Genomic DNA, 17316 nt, shown 5'->3' on the forward strand with positions numbered 1-17316 from the left:
CGCTAAGGTTCTAAGATACTGAGTTCTAAGTTTTTTTTTTTTTTTCTTAGTATCTTAGAACATCAGTATCTTAGCATCTTTCTAACGCCCAAACCGATAATAATCCAAATCCGTATTTTTTTTATTATTGAGTGAATCCAAGATCGAATTCATTCCAATTACGCTGAAAGTAATTCCATTTCCTCCGAAGCCTAGAATATAATGTTCGTTTTTTCTTGGATTTGGTTTTCCGAAGTAGGGAAGACCGTCTTTAGTTTCTCCAAAAGTACCAGCCCAGGAATAATCGATTTTAAAATCTAAATCTGGAAATCTTTTAAAGAATTGTTTTAAAAGGTAAGTTTCTTTTTTAGGAAGCAATTTGTCGCGTTTTGAAGTATCTTTAAAATCCTCGTCGCCGCCACCCATTATAATACGATTATCCTCTGTAGTTCTTATGTAATGATAAGGCGATGCAGTGTCCCAAAAAATCGTGTTTTTAAAATTTTCTGGAAGATCGTGCTGACTTTCAGAAGTAATAACGTAAGTGCTTTTTAAATCGACTACCTTTTCTTTTAGGGTTTCTGTGCTTTCATAACCCGTACAATGAATAATATGATCTGCTGTGATGATGCATTTAGAATCGGTAGTGGCAATAATTTTTCCTTTTTGATGCTGAATAGAAGCTATATTGGTTCGGTCAAAAATTTGCATACCTTTTTCGTGACAATGAAATAAAAGATCGCTTGCCAGTTTAAACGGATCCATTACGGCAGCTGTTTTAGATTCTACTCCAGCAATGGCATTCAATCCCATTTTCTGTAAATCGGATCTGCCTAACCAGCTGATTTCAAAGCCATGCTGTTTTCGGGCCTTAAATTCATTTTTTAAATATGGTACATCCTTTTTTAGAGTAGTAAAATAAACACTTTTTTTAAACTCAAAACCACAGTCACAGCCAACAGTATCAATTATGTTTCTAAGATCAAAAATGGCTTTCTTTCCGTTTTGATAGCTGTCGATAGCGCATTTTGCACCACGAAGTTTAATGAGCTGATGCAAAGGAACATCAATTTCATATTGCAGTAAAGCAGTACTGCCAGAAGTGCTGCCGCCACAAACATCACGACGGTCAACTAGAACAATTTTTTTTCCTTCGTTTAATAATTTATAAGCTGTTAAAGCTCCTGTTATTCCTCCACCAATAATTAAAATGTCAGTGTGGATATCAGAATCTATTGAAGGGTAACTTTGTTTTATGGCATTTTTTAAAGGCCAATAGGTTTCAGTAGAGCTCAATTTCATTTTTTGGTTATTTTTTTAGAGGTGTTTTTGGTAGTTTTCTTTACATTATCTGGTTTTGTAATTTTTTCTTTTTTGCGATTATGAAGTTCATTTGCCTCAGCAATAGAATGTGAAGTTCTTATTGATCGGTCTTTTTTTGCCAATTGGCTTAAATGATGATAATATTTTTGAATAATAATCATCTCTTCTTCCGTCATATTTTCTATATCTACAAGAGTATTGCTTGACAAATCGTTTGATGCTACGAGTTCGTTTAGTTTTAACTGAATGGCAAGCGAATCTTTGTTTTGTGCTTTTTGAATCAAGAAAACCATCAAAAAAGTAATAATTGTTGTGCCAGTATTGATGACCAATTGCCACGTTTCGGAATAATCGAAAATTGGTCCAGAAGCAGCCCAGACCACAACAAGAGCAAAGGCACCAATAAAAGCTGGAGTGCTTCCTGCGGCTTTCGACACTTTTGTAGCGAACTTTTCAAACGCATTGCTTTTATGTTGAGATTTAGAATTCATTATTTCTTTGTTTTGGGTTTGCTTACTTTTTCTTCTCGAATAACTTTATTGTTTTTTTCATCATAAACAGCAGGATAAATTTCTTGTCCTGTCTTGCTGAATATTTTAATTTTTGGAGCATCATGCGTTCCAGTAATTACGATTGGAAAACCAATGATTCCGAATAGTGGAAGGCCTAAACGCATTCTAAGATCCAAAAGTCCGTCAAAGCTTGTAGTTCCTTTAATTGTAGGCCTAAAACTGGCAACACTAAAGGTAAATGGCTCAATTTTTATAAGATTCTTATCTATAGTCGATTTAATTTCAATTCCTTTCATATCAGGATTATTCAAACCGTTTTGCCCTGTTTTAGAGCTAATTCCATCAAAAAGTTTCAGCCCTTTAATTTTTACGTCACGTAAATTAATCGTTCCTCCACCGTGCATTGATTCGTAAATAGGCCCCATGTTACCATTTAAATCTCCCTTTACTTTATAGTCAACAGAGATGATTCCGTGCGCTTTTTCAGCAGCAGTCACCATATCATGAAACATCGGAATTTCTTTGTAAGCTCTCTGAACATCAAAATCTTTTGCTGTAAAATGAGCATCAAAATGCGCAGAGGTTGGAGATTCATCTTTATACAATGCATTAATCCCTAAAACACAGTCAATTATATTAAAGGTAATGTTTTCTAAGTAAAATCCTTCTTTTTTTATTCCTATTTTTCCGTTTAATTTGTTAAAGACCAATTTGTTATATTCAATTTTGTCTGCACTTGCATTTAAATTGACATTCAGGTTTTTAGGAATGATAACCACTCCGCTCATTTTTGGATGATCTTCTTTTGCATATTCGACTTCTAGGTTTCGATCTTTGTTTTCGCCTTCTTCAAGTGCCATAAATTCATCTACATTAATCAGTTTTGATTTTAAGTTGAAATTACCGCTTAGAATTCCTTTTGATTCTAAGAAATAATTAATCGTATTTAGCAAATAGCCATTGATATCAAAATCTGATTTTCCGTACGAGGCATTGAATTTTTCAAACCACATTTTTTCGTTCTGAAAACGGAAATTCCCCTGTTTTATAAAGAAAGCTTTCGGAAACAATTCTGAAGTTGCTTTTATGTTTTTTAGCAACAACGTTCCTTTATTGTCCAGTTTATCATACTGGCCGGTTGTAGCATAACTCTGTTTTCCTTTTAATGAAAGATCAGCTTTGGCATAACCCGTTAAATCCAAACCTTTTTGCGAGAAGACCTGATAGATTCGGCCTACATTCAGTTCACCTTTAATTTTAGCATTATAAGCCAAATCGCTAAAATCGGATAATGTGGCATTGACATAAACTGGATTTCCTTCAAAAGTAAAGGATGCAGGCGCCACAGCAACAATCAAATCCTGATAAGTTCCTGCTTTATTCAACATATTGGCTATAAAAGTGATATTGGTAATAGGATTTGGATAGTACTTTGTTTTAAGCCATCCGTTTCGCAAAGAAATGCCGCCGATCGTTTTTGGAAATAATTTTTTAGAAGTGCTAAAAACTCCGCGTGCTTGAATATCGGTTTTTAAAATTCCTTTCAAATCCATGTTTTCCAATCCTAAAGCGGCATCAACAACATCAAGGTCTAAAGCGCCTTTCACGCTTGCATTAATCGACATTTCGCTTAAACCTTTGCTGTGCAGATAAGCATTAAAATAATCTTTTTCGCCAACTTTAAATTTCAATGTTCTTAGATTAACCAGCAATTGTTCGGTATCCAGAGACGGAAGCATGGCATTCAAATCCATTTGAAAATCAGTTAAAGGAACTGGCGCATTTTTATAGTTTACCGAACCTTCGTTGATTTTTAAATTGAAAGCTAAGTTTGGTTTTTGTTTTTTCTGAACGTTGTAATCACCTTTAAAACTAAGAAGCAAATCACTTCTTCCTGAAATTTCTGTTCTTTCAAGCCACGTTAAATACTCTGGAGGCATTACAGACAATAAATCTTTTACGGTTGTATTTTCTGAAGCGGCTTTTATATTGATTTTATATCCGTCTCTTAAAATAGAAAATAAACCTGTAAATTTTAATGGCAGTTTATTGATATGAAGTTCATTTTTTTGAAGAATAAATGTAAGCGCATGCGTATTGATTCGAGTAATCAAATCTGCACTTACTTTTTTTCTTCTCAGATATCCTGTTCGATCGTAAAAGAAATCCAGATTATCAATTTTGGCATCGGTTGCGAGGTCAAAAATATCTTCACTCAGATTTCCTTTTCCGATATAATTAAAACCTTTTGCATCAACCAAAATCTTTGCAGAACGATCATTATATTTTACATGACAGTTTTGTAAATCAATACGTTCCAAGCGAATTGCCGTTCCTTCTTCTGGAGCATTCGGATCTTCTTTTTTGTCTCTATCTTCTGGAGCAACATAAATATTATAATTGGCTTGACCTTTTTCGTTGACCATTACATTTATTAAAGCATCAGAAACATAAAGTTTATTGATTTTTACTTCGTTGTCAAAAAGCAGTCTTTTGATATCAATACCAAAAGCAACTTGATCTGCTCTTAATAAAGTGTCATTGCTGAAAGGTTTAGAACCGGTTAAAGATAAATCGTCTAACGAAACAGTCAGTGATGGAAAATGAGTAAAAAAAGAAAGTTTAGATTTGGTAAACTCCAATTTGGTATCCAGACGTTCGTTTGCAATTTTCTTCACTTCCGAAGCAATTTTTCCAGGAAAAAGCAACGGGATAATAAATAACAAAAACAAAATTACCGCAATCGTAATTCCAGTAATTTTTAAAACTTTTATGGCGGTATGTTTGATTGAATTAGGCATATAATTTTAAATTGTGAAATGTGAGTTGTGATATGCTGGATTTTGAATTTTTCTTCGTGCCTGTCCTTCGACTTCGCTCAGGAAGACATAAAATGAGAATTGGAATTTATTATCTCTTTATTTTTTCTCTGCTTCTGTTTTTTTAGCGTCTTCCTGTTTTTGCTTTTCTTCTTTCTCTTTTTGTTCCTTTTCTTTTGCAACTTTTTCCTGTTGCTCTTTTTTAGCTTCTTCTTGCTTTTCTTTTTTCTCCTCTAGTTTCTCTTTTCTTTCTTCTTGTTTCTCCTTTTTTTCTTTCTCTTTTTTCTTGAAGTAACCTCTAAAGAGGAAATTGCTTTTTGCGGCTTCCATGTTTTCGCTAAAACCTTTTGTTCCGGTTTCTAGATTAGAAAGCGTATTAGAAACGCTGTTGGCCATTTTATCATCTTTCACTAGTCTTGCCAAAGCTCCGTTGCCGTTGTTCATGCTGTGGCTGAAAATGGCTATTTCGTCTGAGATCACGCCAATATTATCAACGCTTTTCTTCACGCTTTTCATAATATCTTGCATCTCAATTCCGTCAACAGACGCAATCTGTCCGTTGTCTTCAATTTCTTTTTTGGATTTTTGGCCTGGCGAAATAGTTAGTACTTTGTCGCCCATTAAGCCATCTGAACCAATACTGGCTGTGGCGTCGGTTTTAATGAATTTTCGAACTTCTTCTTTCATTACTAAAACCACTACTACTGTTGAGTCATTTTTTAACTGAATTTGTTCTACCGTTCCCACGTTAATTCCAGAGAAACGAACATTATTTCCGACTTCTAAGCCGCTTACTGTTTTAAATTGAGAAGTGATATGAAAGGTAGATCCGAAAAGGTTTTGTTGTTTTCCGATAAAATATACGGCCATTATAAAAAGCAGTAAACCTATCGTTACAAACATTCCTAATTTCCAAGTATATCCAGATTGCTTTTCCATGATTTCTAATATTTATTTTGCTTTATTCAAAAAATGAGCGTACCCATTCGTCTTCGTCTTTTTCTAATTCTTCGTATGTTCCTTCGGCGTGAATTACCCCATCTTTTAAAACTATAATTCGATCGGCCGTCATTTTTGCACAAGCCATATCGTGGGTGATAATGATCGAAGAGGTTTTTTGTTTGTGTTTAATGTCCAAAATCAATTCGCTGATTTCTCTTGATGTTATAGTATCCAAACCCGTTGTGGGCTCATCGTACAAAATGATTTCTGGTTTTAAGATTAAAGTTCGCGCCAGACCAATTCTTTTTTTCATACCGCCCGAAAGTTCAGAAGGCATTTTGTCTACAGCATCGGCTAGACCAACATTTTCCAAAGCTTCCATTACTTCGCTTTCAACTTCTTCACGGCTTAAATCACGTTTGTGTTTAGTCAATGTAAAAGCGAGATTTTCTCTAACGGACATCGAATCGTAAAGTGCTCCGCTTTGGAACAAAAAACCGATTCTGACTCTAATTTCATTCAGCTCGCTTTTTGAAATGTTAAGAACGTTTTGATCAAAAACTTTAATTTCTCCTTTGTCTGGTTCTATCAATCCCACAATGCATTTGATTGTAACCGATTTTCCAGAGCCTGAACGTCCTAAAACCACTAAATCTTCGCCTTTATTCAAAGTGAGATTTACGCCTTTTAAAACGGCATTATCTTTACCAAAAGTTTTATGAAGATCTTTAATCTCGATAATCGGAGTTTGATCTTTCTCTTTTGTTTTGGGTTCTTTATGTAATTTTTCCTTCATCATCTTAAAAGAATAAATCGGTTATTTGAACAGCAACCATATCTATAATAAAAATGCTCAACGACGCCGTTACAACAGCAGAATTGGCAGCTTGTCCCACACTTTCTGTTCCGTTAGAAGCATTAAAACCTTTATAACAGCCAATCATTCCAATAAAAAATCCGAAGAAGAAGGTTTTGAGAGTGGCTGGAAGCAGATCCAGATATTCTAAAGATTGAACGATCTGGGTTAAAAATCTGTAGAAGTTGACATCGCCATGAATATTTATGCCCACATAACCGCCAATAATTCCGATGGCATCTGCAAAAAATACTAAAATTGGAACCATCAAAGTACAGGCTAAAACTCTTGTCACAACTAAATAGTTATACGGATTCACGGCTGAGACTTCCATGGCATCAATCTGTTCGGTAACTTTCATTGATCCTAATTCGGCGCCGATTCCCGAAGATATTTTTCCGGCACAAATTAATGCGGTAATTACAGGAGCAATTTCTCTTATCAGTGAAAGCGCAACCATTCCTGGCAACCAAGATTCGGCTCCAAATTTTACCAATGTCGGACGTGATTGAAGCGTAAGCACCAAGCCCATAATAAAACCAGTAATAGCAACTAGTGGTAGAGATTTATATCCGATAACATAACATTGTTTCAGAAATTCTCTGGTCTCATAAGGTGGAATAAAAACCTCCTTAAAAAACCTTTTGGCGAATATGGTGGTTTCTCCAATTTCGGCGAATGTATTTTTAATAGCGAGAATCAAAATGTTTTGTTTTTAATGTGAATTATGTAATTTGAAAATCAATTATTTAACAGTTTTGCCAACTCATTAAATTCTATAGGAAAGTTAACCCAATACTTGTTAAAATATATTACAGAACTTTTTTTGAGCCTTATATAATTTTCATAAACTCACAATAATTAAAACGAATTGACGTTAGGGCGCTAAACAAAAAATCCCTTTCATTAAGAAAGGGATTTTCAGGGTTTAAAAAGTGAAGTATTTGGTTAGCTTCAATTTCTTTTCTTATAAATTTATAGCAATTCCGCTTCGAGATTTCATTAAAGGAATTACACGTGATTGTGATATGGCTAGTTTTTCCATTAATAATCTTGCAGTTAAATAGCAAACGGTAGATTCTGCACCTTGATTTAGGTTGACATTATTTTTCTCAAGTCCATCATAACCGCCGCCGCTTACAGGATTGTACATAATTTGATTCAAATGATTTTTGCCTAAAAACCAGTTAAATGCAGCTTTCATTTTCTTTTTGTATTCTGAAGTTTTAAAAGCGTTATAAAATGCATTTAAAGTCTGAATAGTGTAGGTAACATCTATAGGTTGTTCGCCATATTGGCTTGGTTCAGAACCTTTATGATGCCAACTTTGGTTTGAGATAGCTTTAAAAGTTTCTTTTATAAATGTTTTAGAAATCAAGAAATCTAAAGAGTCCAAAGCTACTTTTTTGTAAACTGGTTTATTGGTAATTAAATAAGCGTAAAGCATTGATTCTGGCAAAATGCTGTTTCCATACGTTAAATAATTTTCAAACCATTGCCAATCTTCCGTTGCAGTGTCTTCGTAATTCGCAAGTAATTTTGCATTTAGCTTATTGATGATTGCCGCAACATACAAATTCGGAATGGTTGAATGGTATAAATACAATCCTTTAGTAGCAAAACCAATCGAACGCGGTGACTGAATGTTTTCTGCCCATTTTAAGGTGTTCAATAAACATCTTGTTGCTTTTTTAGTAATGGCTTCTGGAAGAATATCAGACATAGAAACCACCGTTCCTAATGCCCAAATGGCTCTTGCATTTGAATCTTCCAAGTTTACTTCGGCATTTTGTTCAATATGTTCGCGGTTTTCTTGGTCGACATAATTGATAAAATCTCCTTTTGGTTTCTGACAGCGCTGAATGAAATCTAAATAAATTAAAATATAAGCCAGATCATCTTTATCCTGAGTCAGTTTGTAATGCATGCAGAACGCTATTAAAGCTCTTGCGTTATCATCTAAAGTATATCCTGAATCTAAATCTGGAATAGAAATTTTACTGAACTGAATAATTCCTAATTCTGTAGTCAGTTTTTTGATATGTTTTAACTGAATAGAAGGGTAGCTGTATTTGATTTCTGACGGATTTTTAATCAAATTTTTATAAGTATTCATTTGAGTGATTCCGACATTTTCCCAAGACGAAGCTCTCATTTTAGTAAATGAATTGATTCCCATTTCATGTCTTAAATTTTCATCTTCAATCAATTTGATTGCCGCTGTAGCAAATTGATCAGAATCTCCAATATCACACAGAATTCCAGAATCTGCAGTTAAAACTTCTTTGGTATGCGGAATTTTAGATGCCACAATCGGACATGCGCAACTCATCGCATAAGCAAAAGTGCCACTTACAGCCTGATTCGGGTCTTTTGAAGTAAACATGTAAATGTCCGTTGCCTTTAGATATTCTAAAAGTTCCTCTGTATCTAAATATTGATTAACAAAACGAACATTATCTTGAAGATTCAATTCTTTAACCAAACCTTCCAATTTATCTCTATAAGCATCAACGCCATCTTTAATTAAATTCGGGTGTGTTTTTCCGATAATTAGATAAAGGGCATTTGGCGCTTTTTTGACTATTTTTGGTAAAGCCTGTAAACCAGTTTCTATATTTTTACCTTCGCCTAAAAGTCCGAAAGTAGATAAAACTAATCTGTCTTGAATATTTAATTTTTCTTTTGCCTGTTGAGGAGTTTCATATATCACAATGTGAGTTCCATGAGGTACGCAAGTAATTATTTCTTCATTGATATCGTAGTCGTTAATTAGAATTTCTTTAGATTTATTAGTCATTACAAAAACCGAATTACTGTAGCTCAAAAGCAGTCTTACGAATGTTCTCAATTCATCATTCGGATTCGGAATCACGCTGTGAAAAGTAAAAGTAACAGGTGCTTTAATAACATTTAGAAAATCTAAAAGATGATCTCCATAATTTCCTGAAAACAAACCAAATTCATGCTGAATATGCACTAATTTCACAGCTTCATCGTTATTGATTTCTTCTGCTACTTTAGCATATTCTGCTCTATTTTTTGTGTTTAAGGTAAAAGCTTGCGTTGGTTCTTTAATAGGCTCTGTAACCAGTTCGCATATTTCGCATTTTATAGATTTACCATAAACATCTGTAATTCCTTTGATGGTATCTTGCGTATAAGTTGCTATGCCGCATTGCGTTGGCGGAAAAGTAGATAAAAAAACGATTTTTGATTTATTTGATATTGTTTTCATGAGGATTCTTTTTTAGCTCGGTTAATAACTCGTTTAGGTTCAAAGATGCCACCGCAATCTTATCATCGGCAGCGCCATAATAAATATATAGTTGGCCATCAAAAATGGCGGTTCCTGTTGGGAAAACCACATAATTGACATAACCATGTCTTTCGTAATATTCTGAAGGAGTAATAATGGGTTTTGGCAGTTGTGCGATAACTTTTGAAGGATCTTCTAAATCCAATAAAACAGCGGCAGCATGGTAGACCAAACCTTTTTCTCTTCTTTCAGCAGCATGATAAATTAAAAGCCAGCCGTCTGCTGTTTCTATTGGCGGGGCTCCGGGACCAATGTGACTTGTTTCATGATCATATTTCGGTTCCATTACAATATGATCAGGAAGATTTTTTAAGTAATCTTTCCAAAAATCTTCTGTCAGTTCTGATTTCTTTTCAAACGAAAAAATCTGAATAGAAGGAAATAAGCGTTGCAAGGCAACGAATTTTCCATTGAATTTTTTCGGAAATAGAACTACATTTTTATCCCAAACAAACAGATTATCTTTAATAGTTTCTGTTAGCGGATAATTCCTTTCGGTATTAAAAGCCAAAATCTTTGCTATGCTGGGATTTTGTAAATGCTTTCGAATAAGATTTGTAAATTCGTTAAGAATGAATTTTGGCGTTATAATTCCCTTCTTTTTAAAAACTTTCAAATCTTTAGAAACTGCCAAAGCGCCACAGGCATTGATTCCATCATAAGTAACATAGGTCATGTAAAACCTGTCGTCTATTTTTGTAATTCTTGGGTCTTCTACACCGTGAATCTCATAAATATAATCAGGAACAAAAACCGGCTGTGTGCTTCTTTCAACCAAAGTAGTCGGACCTTCAAAACGGCAATAACCTATGGTTGAAAAATTTCCTCTCTTGGCCGCTCTGTAAAACATGTGAACAGTATTTCCGTCTTGATAAATGGCAGGGTTTAAAACACCTAATTCTTCAAAAGTTCGATCTGTTTTTTCTAAAATGACACCATGTTTTTTAACTTCTTTCATTACCCCAGTAAAATTTTATCTAAAATTACTTTGAGATAGAAGCGACAATTAATCCAATCAATCAAAAAATTAACTTAAAAGCATAAACATGGTAATTCTGTAAGGCTTGCAAATAATAATGAAAGTGGCGTGTACTCTGGCTTTAGTTTAGTTTTATTGGGATAACAATTAAGCGTATAGAGTTAACAAGATTTGTAGGAATAAAAGAACTTTGAAATAATCAAAAAGGCTTATAAAATAGTCGTATTAAGAACTTAAAATCAAATATTATGTTACGTTGGACAGTTATATTTATCATTTTGGCTATCATAGCCGGAATTTTTGGTTTTGGCGGTATCGCTGCCGGAGCCGCAAGCATTGCAAAAATTTTATTCTTCATCTTTTTAGTACTGTTTATTATTTCTTTAATTACAGGACGAAGAAAAGTTTAATTCCTTTTTTAAGGTTCAAAGGTTCAGAGGTTCAAAGGTTCAAAGTTTTTAGCCTTTGTAACTCTGAACCTTTGTTCCTTTGTTCCTTTGCACCTTATTTTAGTACCATTTTGCATAGTACTTTCTCGTTATAAAAGCTATCGGAATTCCTACACAGGAAATTACAATTAGAATAGAAAGTAAAAGCGCAAAATCTAAATTCTTTTCGGGCAAAACCGGAAACACAATGGGCAGAACCACAAGGTTCATTACAATCCAAATAAAGAAACCATAAGAGATTCCCGAGAGTAAAGTATTTATTTTAAAAAATGGGATATAGGGAAAAATCTTAAAATAAAACCAAGCAAAAATAAAAGCAATTAAGAAATGAAGTCCCAAACCCACAAAAGTCATTTCTGTTCCGGCTGTATATGCCTCTTTTTTAAAAATACCGCTTGCTATTGACTGTAAAATTTTTTCGGCTGTTGTTTTATGGAGTATTCCTGCATAAATCAAAATAGCGGCAGTAATGTCTAATGTCCCTGCAACTAAACCAGATGAAACAATGGTTCTAACTTTTGATCTCATAAAATTGTTTTGAGTTAAATTGATCTATTGTTTTTTAATATGTTCGTAAATCGATTTTAGCTGATATGTATGTCTTTGTGTATGGACAATAGCAAAATGAAGCCATTCGTATATTGTGAAATAATCAAATCCAGGTACTTTAGCATCCATGCACGTCAGTGTCAAATCGTAAGTTTCTGCGGCTTCAAACAAATCATTTTGTATTTTCTTTACCGAAGCCAGCAGAGTGCCTTTTTCATACTCAATAGCAGGAGGTTTTATATTTTCGGGAGATTGGTATTTTGTAGTAAAATCTAAAAAGATAGCGTCGAGTCCTTTTACATTTTCGTCAGGTTCTCTAGTAGTTTTTTCGGTTTTTCCTGCAAACAGCATGGTAAGACCTGAGCAGGCTAGAATAATATGTTGCGTTGTTTGTCCCGCAGTCCAGCTGCCCTCAAAAGGAACAATATTGATTTCTTCTTTTGAAAAAGAAAAAACTAAATCGTACAATTTACTGTAGGTTTCCAGTATGGTATTTTGAATAGCGCTTTTCATTTTTTTTAATTTTAGAAATTAGAAATTCGACAGTTGATGCATACCGATTGGTTAAATTAACCTCAGTACATTTTCTGTGAAATTAAATTTATAGAATTAGGGGAAATGATACTCTTTCAAATATACGATAAAAAATATTAAAATATTATAAATCAGACATTTGAATAGTGTTAATTTTTAAGGAAGTGCTTCGCAGAAGTAACCATGCGAATTTAAAATGTCGATAATTTTTGTGTTCGAAATAGCTGGTGCATGAATACGAAGAATTTTGTCACAATCTTCTAAATCGAAGTTAATCGAACTGTTTGGATAATGCTCAAGAAGTCTCTCAATGATTATCGAGCATTGAGATTCTTCTTGAACATTTGTTTAAAAACTTCAATCATAAAGTTTTGGTTTTTAGAGCGCTATGTTTTTATAACGCTGTATTCTGTGATATGTTACATACGATACAATTAAAACTGCAAAAACGATTAGAGGGAAGAAACCTTGAAAACCAATTCCGTCAACAGCAAAATGACTTATTGAGGCAAAAATAAAATCGAATGCAAATCCTGCGTATGCCCATTCTTTGATTCGTCCAGGAACTTGAGGAATAATTAAGGCTAAAACTCCAAGAATTTTAAATACGACTAATGCATTCCCGAAATATTCCGGATAGCCAAGATGTTTGATTCCTTCTTTGGCTAGTTCAGTCTGAGAAGTTAAAGCTGGCATAACGCCTTCAAATAAAAAAATAAGAATAGTAGTAGTCCAAAAAATAATTTTTGTTGTCTTCATTGGGTATTTGTTTTAAATAGTTATTAGTTAATGTATTACAAATGTACTATTCTTATTTTTTCATAAAATACCTATTTATGACTATTTTGGGGGCATTTGGGACATTTCTTGATTTTAGATTTTAGAGTGTAGATTTTAGATTGAAAATAAAACTTTGCGACTTCGCGTCTTTGCGAGAAATTTAATTTGCTGAGAAATTGGAATTTGGATTTTAAAATTTGGAATTTAACCCAGTTGGTAATTCGTAATCGTAAACAAATCCTCAAAACCTAATCTGGTATAAATGCCTTTTCCTAAAGCAGAAGCTTGCAGTTGTGCATATTCGCAATTGGCATCAATGGCTTCGTTAATAGCAAATTTCATGATTTCTTCTGCGAAACCTCTTTTTCGCATTTCAGGAATAACGCCAACACCGTGAATTCCCATGATGTTTCCTGTTTGAAAAAGAGTAAGCGTTCCAATCGCTTTGCCTTCAAAATGAACTAAATAAAACTTAGCATTTTCGTAATTAGCAACCAAAGTTTCTTTGCTGATTATATAACTAAAAGACAGCGGATAAATATCAGACCAGGTTTTAGCATCTTCTTCATTTAAAACTCTCTTGAAAGTAAGATTGTTTTGAAGCGGAAATTTTTCGCTAAGTTTTAAAGCCATTGCTACAAGCTGAATTCGGATATGAAAACCATTCTTTTCGAAAATTTCTTTAGAATTACTTCCAAAAATATCCCAATACGGAATAACCAACCCTGGATTTTTCTCCATGGTTTCTTGAATCTTCAGAAAATTTTCTTCGGTAATATCTTCTCGAGACCATAATCTATTTGGCCAGCCTGAGTTTTTGATTTGAGAAAATTCAAAAGGATCATTTTTATGATAAGAAAGGAGAGGAGTTGCAACAGTTTTCCAAAGAGTGGTAAGATTGTCAATATTGTTTTTGATGAGGTTTATATGATCCATTTTTATGATGAGTTTAATTATAAAGCAAAGATAAATTGGATCTCTTAGAAAAGCCTTTACATATGTTGATTTACAAATCTTTTTCCAGACTTTTTCTGATTCTGCTTAGTTGTGTTGGTGTAATTCCGAGATGCGAAGCAATATGCAATAGCGGAACACGATCAGCGATTGTTGGATGCGTCTCAAGAAGATTAAGATATCTTTCGGTTGCATTTTGCATTACTAGCGCGACTTCCCTCTGTTCTTTTTCGATAATCCAGTTTTTTTCCAAGTATGCAATGTAGAAGTTTTTAAGATCATCATTTTCGGTAATCAACTGAATGTATTTTTTGTAATTAAGTTGGATTAAAATACAGTCTTCTAAAGCTTCAATCGTAAAGTCGGAAGGAGTTTGCAACATTGATGAAACTTTAGAGCATGCGAGTTTGTTTTCAAGAAAAAGGTTTTTGTTATAGAAATTTCCCTGTTCGTCTGTAATAAAAGTTCGTAAAATTCCCTTTGCAATAAAATAAAGATTTTTGCAGATTTCTCCATTTTCGAGTAATATTTCTCCTTTTTTGATTGTCTGGAAATCTGTCAAGTCTTCAATCAATTTCCATGACTGTTCAGAGATAGGAGCGTAACTTTCGAAATATAATTTTAGATTGTTGAGATATGTTTCTTTGTTGAAAGTCATTTTTTTATGGATTTGCCACGAGGGCACTAAGACGAAAGTTTTTGTTTATCAAAAGTAAATAATTAAGTTCAAGTTTGTCATTTCTCAATAAGACAAAGTTAATAGCTATGGTGAGTGTTCTTAAACTTCGCTCGTGAGGATTTAAAATGTGAATAAATGTGAGAAGATAAAAAATCTTTGTGTCTTCGCGGATAAATAAAAAACCGCTACAAAACTCAAAGTTTTATAGCGGTTCTCAAAAGAGTATTAGCTCTTTATATTAATCAGCATAATGATAAATGCTTCGTTTAACATTATTATCTATTTTTTCAAGCGTTACTTCTGTTACGCCACCTGCATAGTTCATTGAAATAGCAACTTTATCTTTACTGATTTCATAATCAATAGACATCAATCCTTCTTTGTTTACTTCAATAGATTTTTTTTCAGTTGGAAGAGTAGTTAAATAATATTCTGATTCATCTACTTCTTTATTTTTAATGATATCTAGGTAAGCCTGATTAATATCTGTATCTTTTAGAATACATTCTCTTCCTGATCCCATTTCTACTTCTATATCTTTGCAATCTTCTTCTTTCTCTGGAGTTTTTTCTTCTTTGATTGCAGTAACAGTATCAGCAGGAATTTTAGCTGATTCTGATTCTTTCTCAGAGTTGTTTTGTTTGCAATTTGTAAATAGTAAAGCTAAAAGCGCTAAACATGCTATTTTCTTCATTAGTTTAAATTTGTTAATTGTTATTGTGGCGTAAAGGCTGATAAACATTCAGTTTTCTTGTTCAAAAGTAAGAAAAATAAGTTTTATTTTGTCTTTTCTACGAAGGAGAATTTTCATTGGAAATTTGAGATGCTCAGAAGGACAGGAAGTGAGAATAAATCTGCTTAATTTATAAAATCTGCGTGAGACAAAAAACTTAGCGCTTTAGCTAGATAAAAAAACTTCGTGTCTTCGTGGCAAATTTAAGAAAAACAAAAAACGCCATGAAACCTAAGTTCCACAGCGTTTTCATCTCAAAAAATAAATAATTAACGGGTAATGTAACGGGTATTATTTCCAGCCTCCGCCTAGGGCGCGGTACAAATCTGTGTTGGCTGTAAGCTGCTGTCTTTTAATATCGGCAAGTTCCAATTCGCTTTGCAAAAGATTTGCTTGCGCTGTTAAAACTTCAAGATATTCTGCTAAACCATTTTTGAATAAAAGGTTTGCATTTTTAATAGCCTGCTGTAATGTTTTTACTTTTTCTTTCAAGAAAGTTTCTTGTTGCTGTAGTTTCTCAACTTTTACCAAAGCATCCGAAACTTCACTTACGGCAACCAAAACAGATTGTCTAAAAGTTAAAACTGCTTTTTCTCTTTCTGCTAAAGCGATATTATATTGCGTTTTAAGTCTTTTGTTATTCAAAAGCGGCTGTGTTAAACCACCCGCAACAGTTCCGAATAATGAAGCTGGAATGTTAAACCAATTGCTGGTTTCAAAAGAGTTTACGCCACCTTGAGCCGTAATTCTGAGAGCTGGGTATAAATCCGCTTTCGTGATACCGACATTTGCGTTGGCAACTTTAAGAGCCAATTCGGCGCTTTTTACATCAGGTCTTCTGCTTACTAATGAAGACGGAATTCCGATTGATGTATTATGTTTCACTTCAAGTGCGCTTAATTTCACTGTTCTTTCTTTTGAATCAGGAAACGAACCTGTTAAAACACTTAAAACATTTTCTTGAATTGCAATATTTTGTTCTAATAAAGGAATCAATTGGGCTGAGTTTAATTTCTGTGCTTCAGATTGCTGAATTGCTAAAGTAGTTACTTGACCAGCATCGTATTTTAATTTGATAATAGTCGTTGTACTATCGTTTAAACGAAGATTTTGTCTGGCAATATCCAATTGTGCGTCTAGCATCAAAAGATTGTAATATCCTCTTGAAACATTAGCTACAATATTGGTCTGCAATGCTTTTTTTACTTCTTCAGATTGAAGATACCCTGCGTAAGCCCCTTTCTTTTGGTTTTTGATCTTTCCCCAAATATCAGCTTCCCAAGAAAGAGAAGCTCCAGCAGAATAGTCGTCAATATGTTTAGCACCAATTGCCTGATTTAAGTTCAATCCCGTAAAACTATTGTCTGACGGATTGCTTGTACTTGCGTTTACAAATAAATTAACCTGAGGCACATTTCCCCATTTTGATTGTGTAAAACGGTATTGTGCAATTTCGATGTTCTTTTCGGCAATCTGAAGGTCGTTGTTTCTTGCAACGGCGCTGTCAATTAATTTTATAATATCTTTCTCTGTAAAGAAGTTTTTCCACTCCACATCGGCAATACTAGTTGTATCACTCGAAACCGATGCATTCCTGAAATTCTCAGGAAATGCATCTTTTGGAGTTTCAATATCCTTTGAGACTTTACAGGATATTAAAGTCGTGATCAGAATGGCGAAGGTCACGATTTTGGTTATATGATTTTTCATTAGTCTTTTTATTAAATTTTTTATCCGTTGGGTGTAGTTTTTTAAACACATAGAAACATAGTTTTTTGAGGCTTTTTAAAGAGGCGTTTCACTAGTTTAAATGCACATAGATTTGTTATGTGTGGAAACTAGTTTCTTTTATTCTCTTTTTTCGAGACAATCCCGATAGCTATCGGGACTATGTCTCTATGTGTTAAAA

At 33.7% G+C, this 17316-nt stretch carries 16 protein-coding genes; 1 reads left to right on the forward strand and 15 read right to left on the reverse strand.

Annotated features, from left to right (window positions below; genetic code table 11):
- Positions 1–81: 81 nt before the first annotated feature.
- The 8 genes from JI750_RS16370 to JI750_RS16405 form a co-directional block, all read right to left on the reverse strand.
- Positions 82–1281, reverse strand: coding sequence for an NAD(P)/FAD-dependent oxidoreductase (locus JI750_RS16370; protein ID WP_202004377.1), 1200 nt, complete (start codon positions 1279–1281; stop codon positions 82–84).
- Entirely contained in the window at positions 1278–1793 is a 516-nt protein-coding gene (locus JI750_RS16375; protein WP_202004380.1) for a low affinity iron permease family protein, read from the reverse strand. The genes JI750_RS16370 and JI750_RS16375 overlap by 4 nt, the downstream gene beginning before the upstream one ends.
- Entirely contained in the window at positions 1793–4615 is a 2823-nt protein-coding gene (locus tag JI750_RS16380; protein WP_202004381.1) for an AsmA family protein, read from the reverse strand. The genes JI750_RS16375 and JI750_RS16380 overlap by 1 nt, the downstream gene beginning before the upstream one ends.
- A 117-nt stretch (positions 4616–4732) precedes the next feature.
- Entirely contained in the window at positions 4733–5572 is an 840-nt protein-coding gene (locus JI750_RS16385) for an MlaD family protein (RefSeq protein WP_202004384.1), read from the reverse strand.
- A 22-nt stretch (positions 5573–5594) separates the two neighbouring features.
- Positions 5595–6371: an ABC transporter ATP-binding protein gene (locus JI750_RS16390; RefSeq protein ID WP_439649351.1), complete on the reverse strand. Its 777-nt coding sequence runs from the start codon at positions 6369–6371 to the stop codon at positions 5595–5597.
- Between the two features lie 4 nt (positions 6372–6375).
- Positions 6376–7134 (reverse strand): MlaE family ABC transporter permease, encoded by a 759-nt coding sequence (locus JI750_RS16395; RefSeq protein ID WP_202004392.1) that lies wholly within the window; start codon positions 7132–7134, stop codon positions 6376–6378.
- A 264-nt stretch (positions 7135–7398) separates the two neighbouring features.
- Complete coding sequence (locus tag JI750_RS16400; RefSeq protein ID WP_202004395.1) at positions 7399–9669, reverse strand: glycosyltransferase; 2271 nt, start codon at positions 9667–9669, stop codon at positions 7399–7401.
- Positions 9650–10708, reverse strand: a complete 1059-nt coding sequence (locus JI750_RS16405) for a glycoside hydrolase family 130 protein (RefSeq protein ID WP_202004398.1) — start codon at positions 10706–10708, stop codon at positions 9650–9652. Before JI750_RS16405 ends, JI750_RS16400 begins: the two co-directional genes overlap by 20 nt.
- Positions 10709–10977: 269 nt before the next feature.
- Here JI750_RS16405 and JI750_RS16410 point away from each other — a divergent pair, with 269 nt between their 5' ends.
- Positions 10978–11139, forward strand: a complete 162-nt coding sequence (locus tag JI750_RS16410; RefSeq protein ID WP_129747735.1) for a DUF1328 family protein — start codon at positions 10978–10980, stop codon at positions 11137–11139.
- 99 nt (positions 11140–11238) lie between these two features.
- On the opposite strand, the gene JI750_RS16415 is transcribed toward JI750_RS16410, so the two are convergent.
- The 7 genes from JI750_RS16415 to JI750_RS16445 all read right to left on the reverse strand — a co-directional run bounded on the left by JI750_RS16415 (position 11239) and on the right by JI750_RS16445 (position 17117).
- Complete coding sequence (locus tag JI750_RS16415; RefSeq protein WP_202004402.1) at positions 11239–11706, reverse strand: DUF1440 domain-containing protein; 468 nt, start codon at positions 11704–11706, stop codon at positions 11239–11241.
- Between the two features lie 24 nt (positions 11707–11730).
- Entirely contained in the window at positions 11731–12240 is a 510-nt protein-coding gene (locus JI750_RS16420) for a DinB family protein (RefSeq protein ID WP_202004405.1), read from the reverse strand.
- Between the two features lie 399 nt (positions 12241–12639).
- Positions 12640–13020: a DoxX family protein gene (locus tag JI750_RS16425; RefSeq protein WP_202004408.1), complete on the reverse strand. Its 381-nt coding sequence runs from the start codon at positions 13018–13020 to the stop codon at positions 12640–12642.
- Between the two features lie 225 nt (positions 13021–13245).
- Positions 13246–13977, reverse strand: coding sequence for a GNAT family N-acetyltransferase (locus JI750_RS16430; protein WP_202004411.1), 732 nt, complete (start codon positions 13975–13977; stop codon positions 13246–13248).
- Between the two features lie 70 nt (positions 13978–14047).
- The gene (locus tag JI750_RS16435; RefSeq protein WP_202004414.1) at positions 14048–14653 is read right to left on the reverse strand and encodes a Crp/Fnr family transcriptional regulator; all 606 of its coding nucleotides are present in this window, start codon (positions 14651–14653) and stop codon (positions 14048–14050) included.
- A gap of 259 nt (positions 14654–14912) precedes the next feature.
- Positions 14913–15368, reverse strand: a complete 456-nt coding sequence (locus tag JI750_RS16440; protein WP_202004417.1) for a hypothetical protein — start codon at positions 15366–15368, stop codon at positions 14913–14915.
- A gap of 330 nt (positions 15369–15698) precedes the next feature.
- Entirely contained in the window at positions 15699–17117 is a 1419-nt protein-coding gene (locus tag JI750_RS16445; protein WP_202004420.1) for a TolC family protein, read from the reverse strand.
- Positions 17118–17316: the final 199 nt, after the last annotated feature.

Source organism: Flavobacterium tagetis, assembly GCF_016735615.1.
GTDB lineage: Bacteria > Bacteroidota > Bacteroidia > Flavobacteriales > Flavobacteriaceae > Flavobacterium > Flavobacterium tagetis.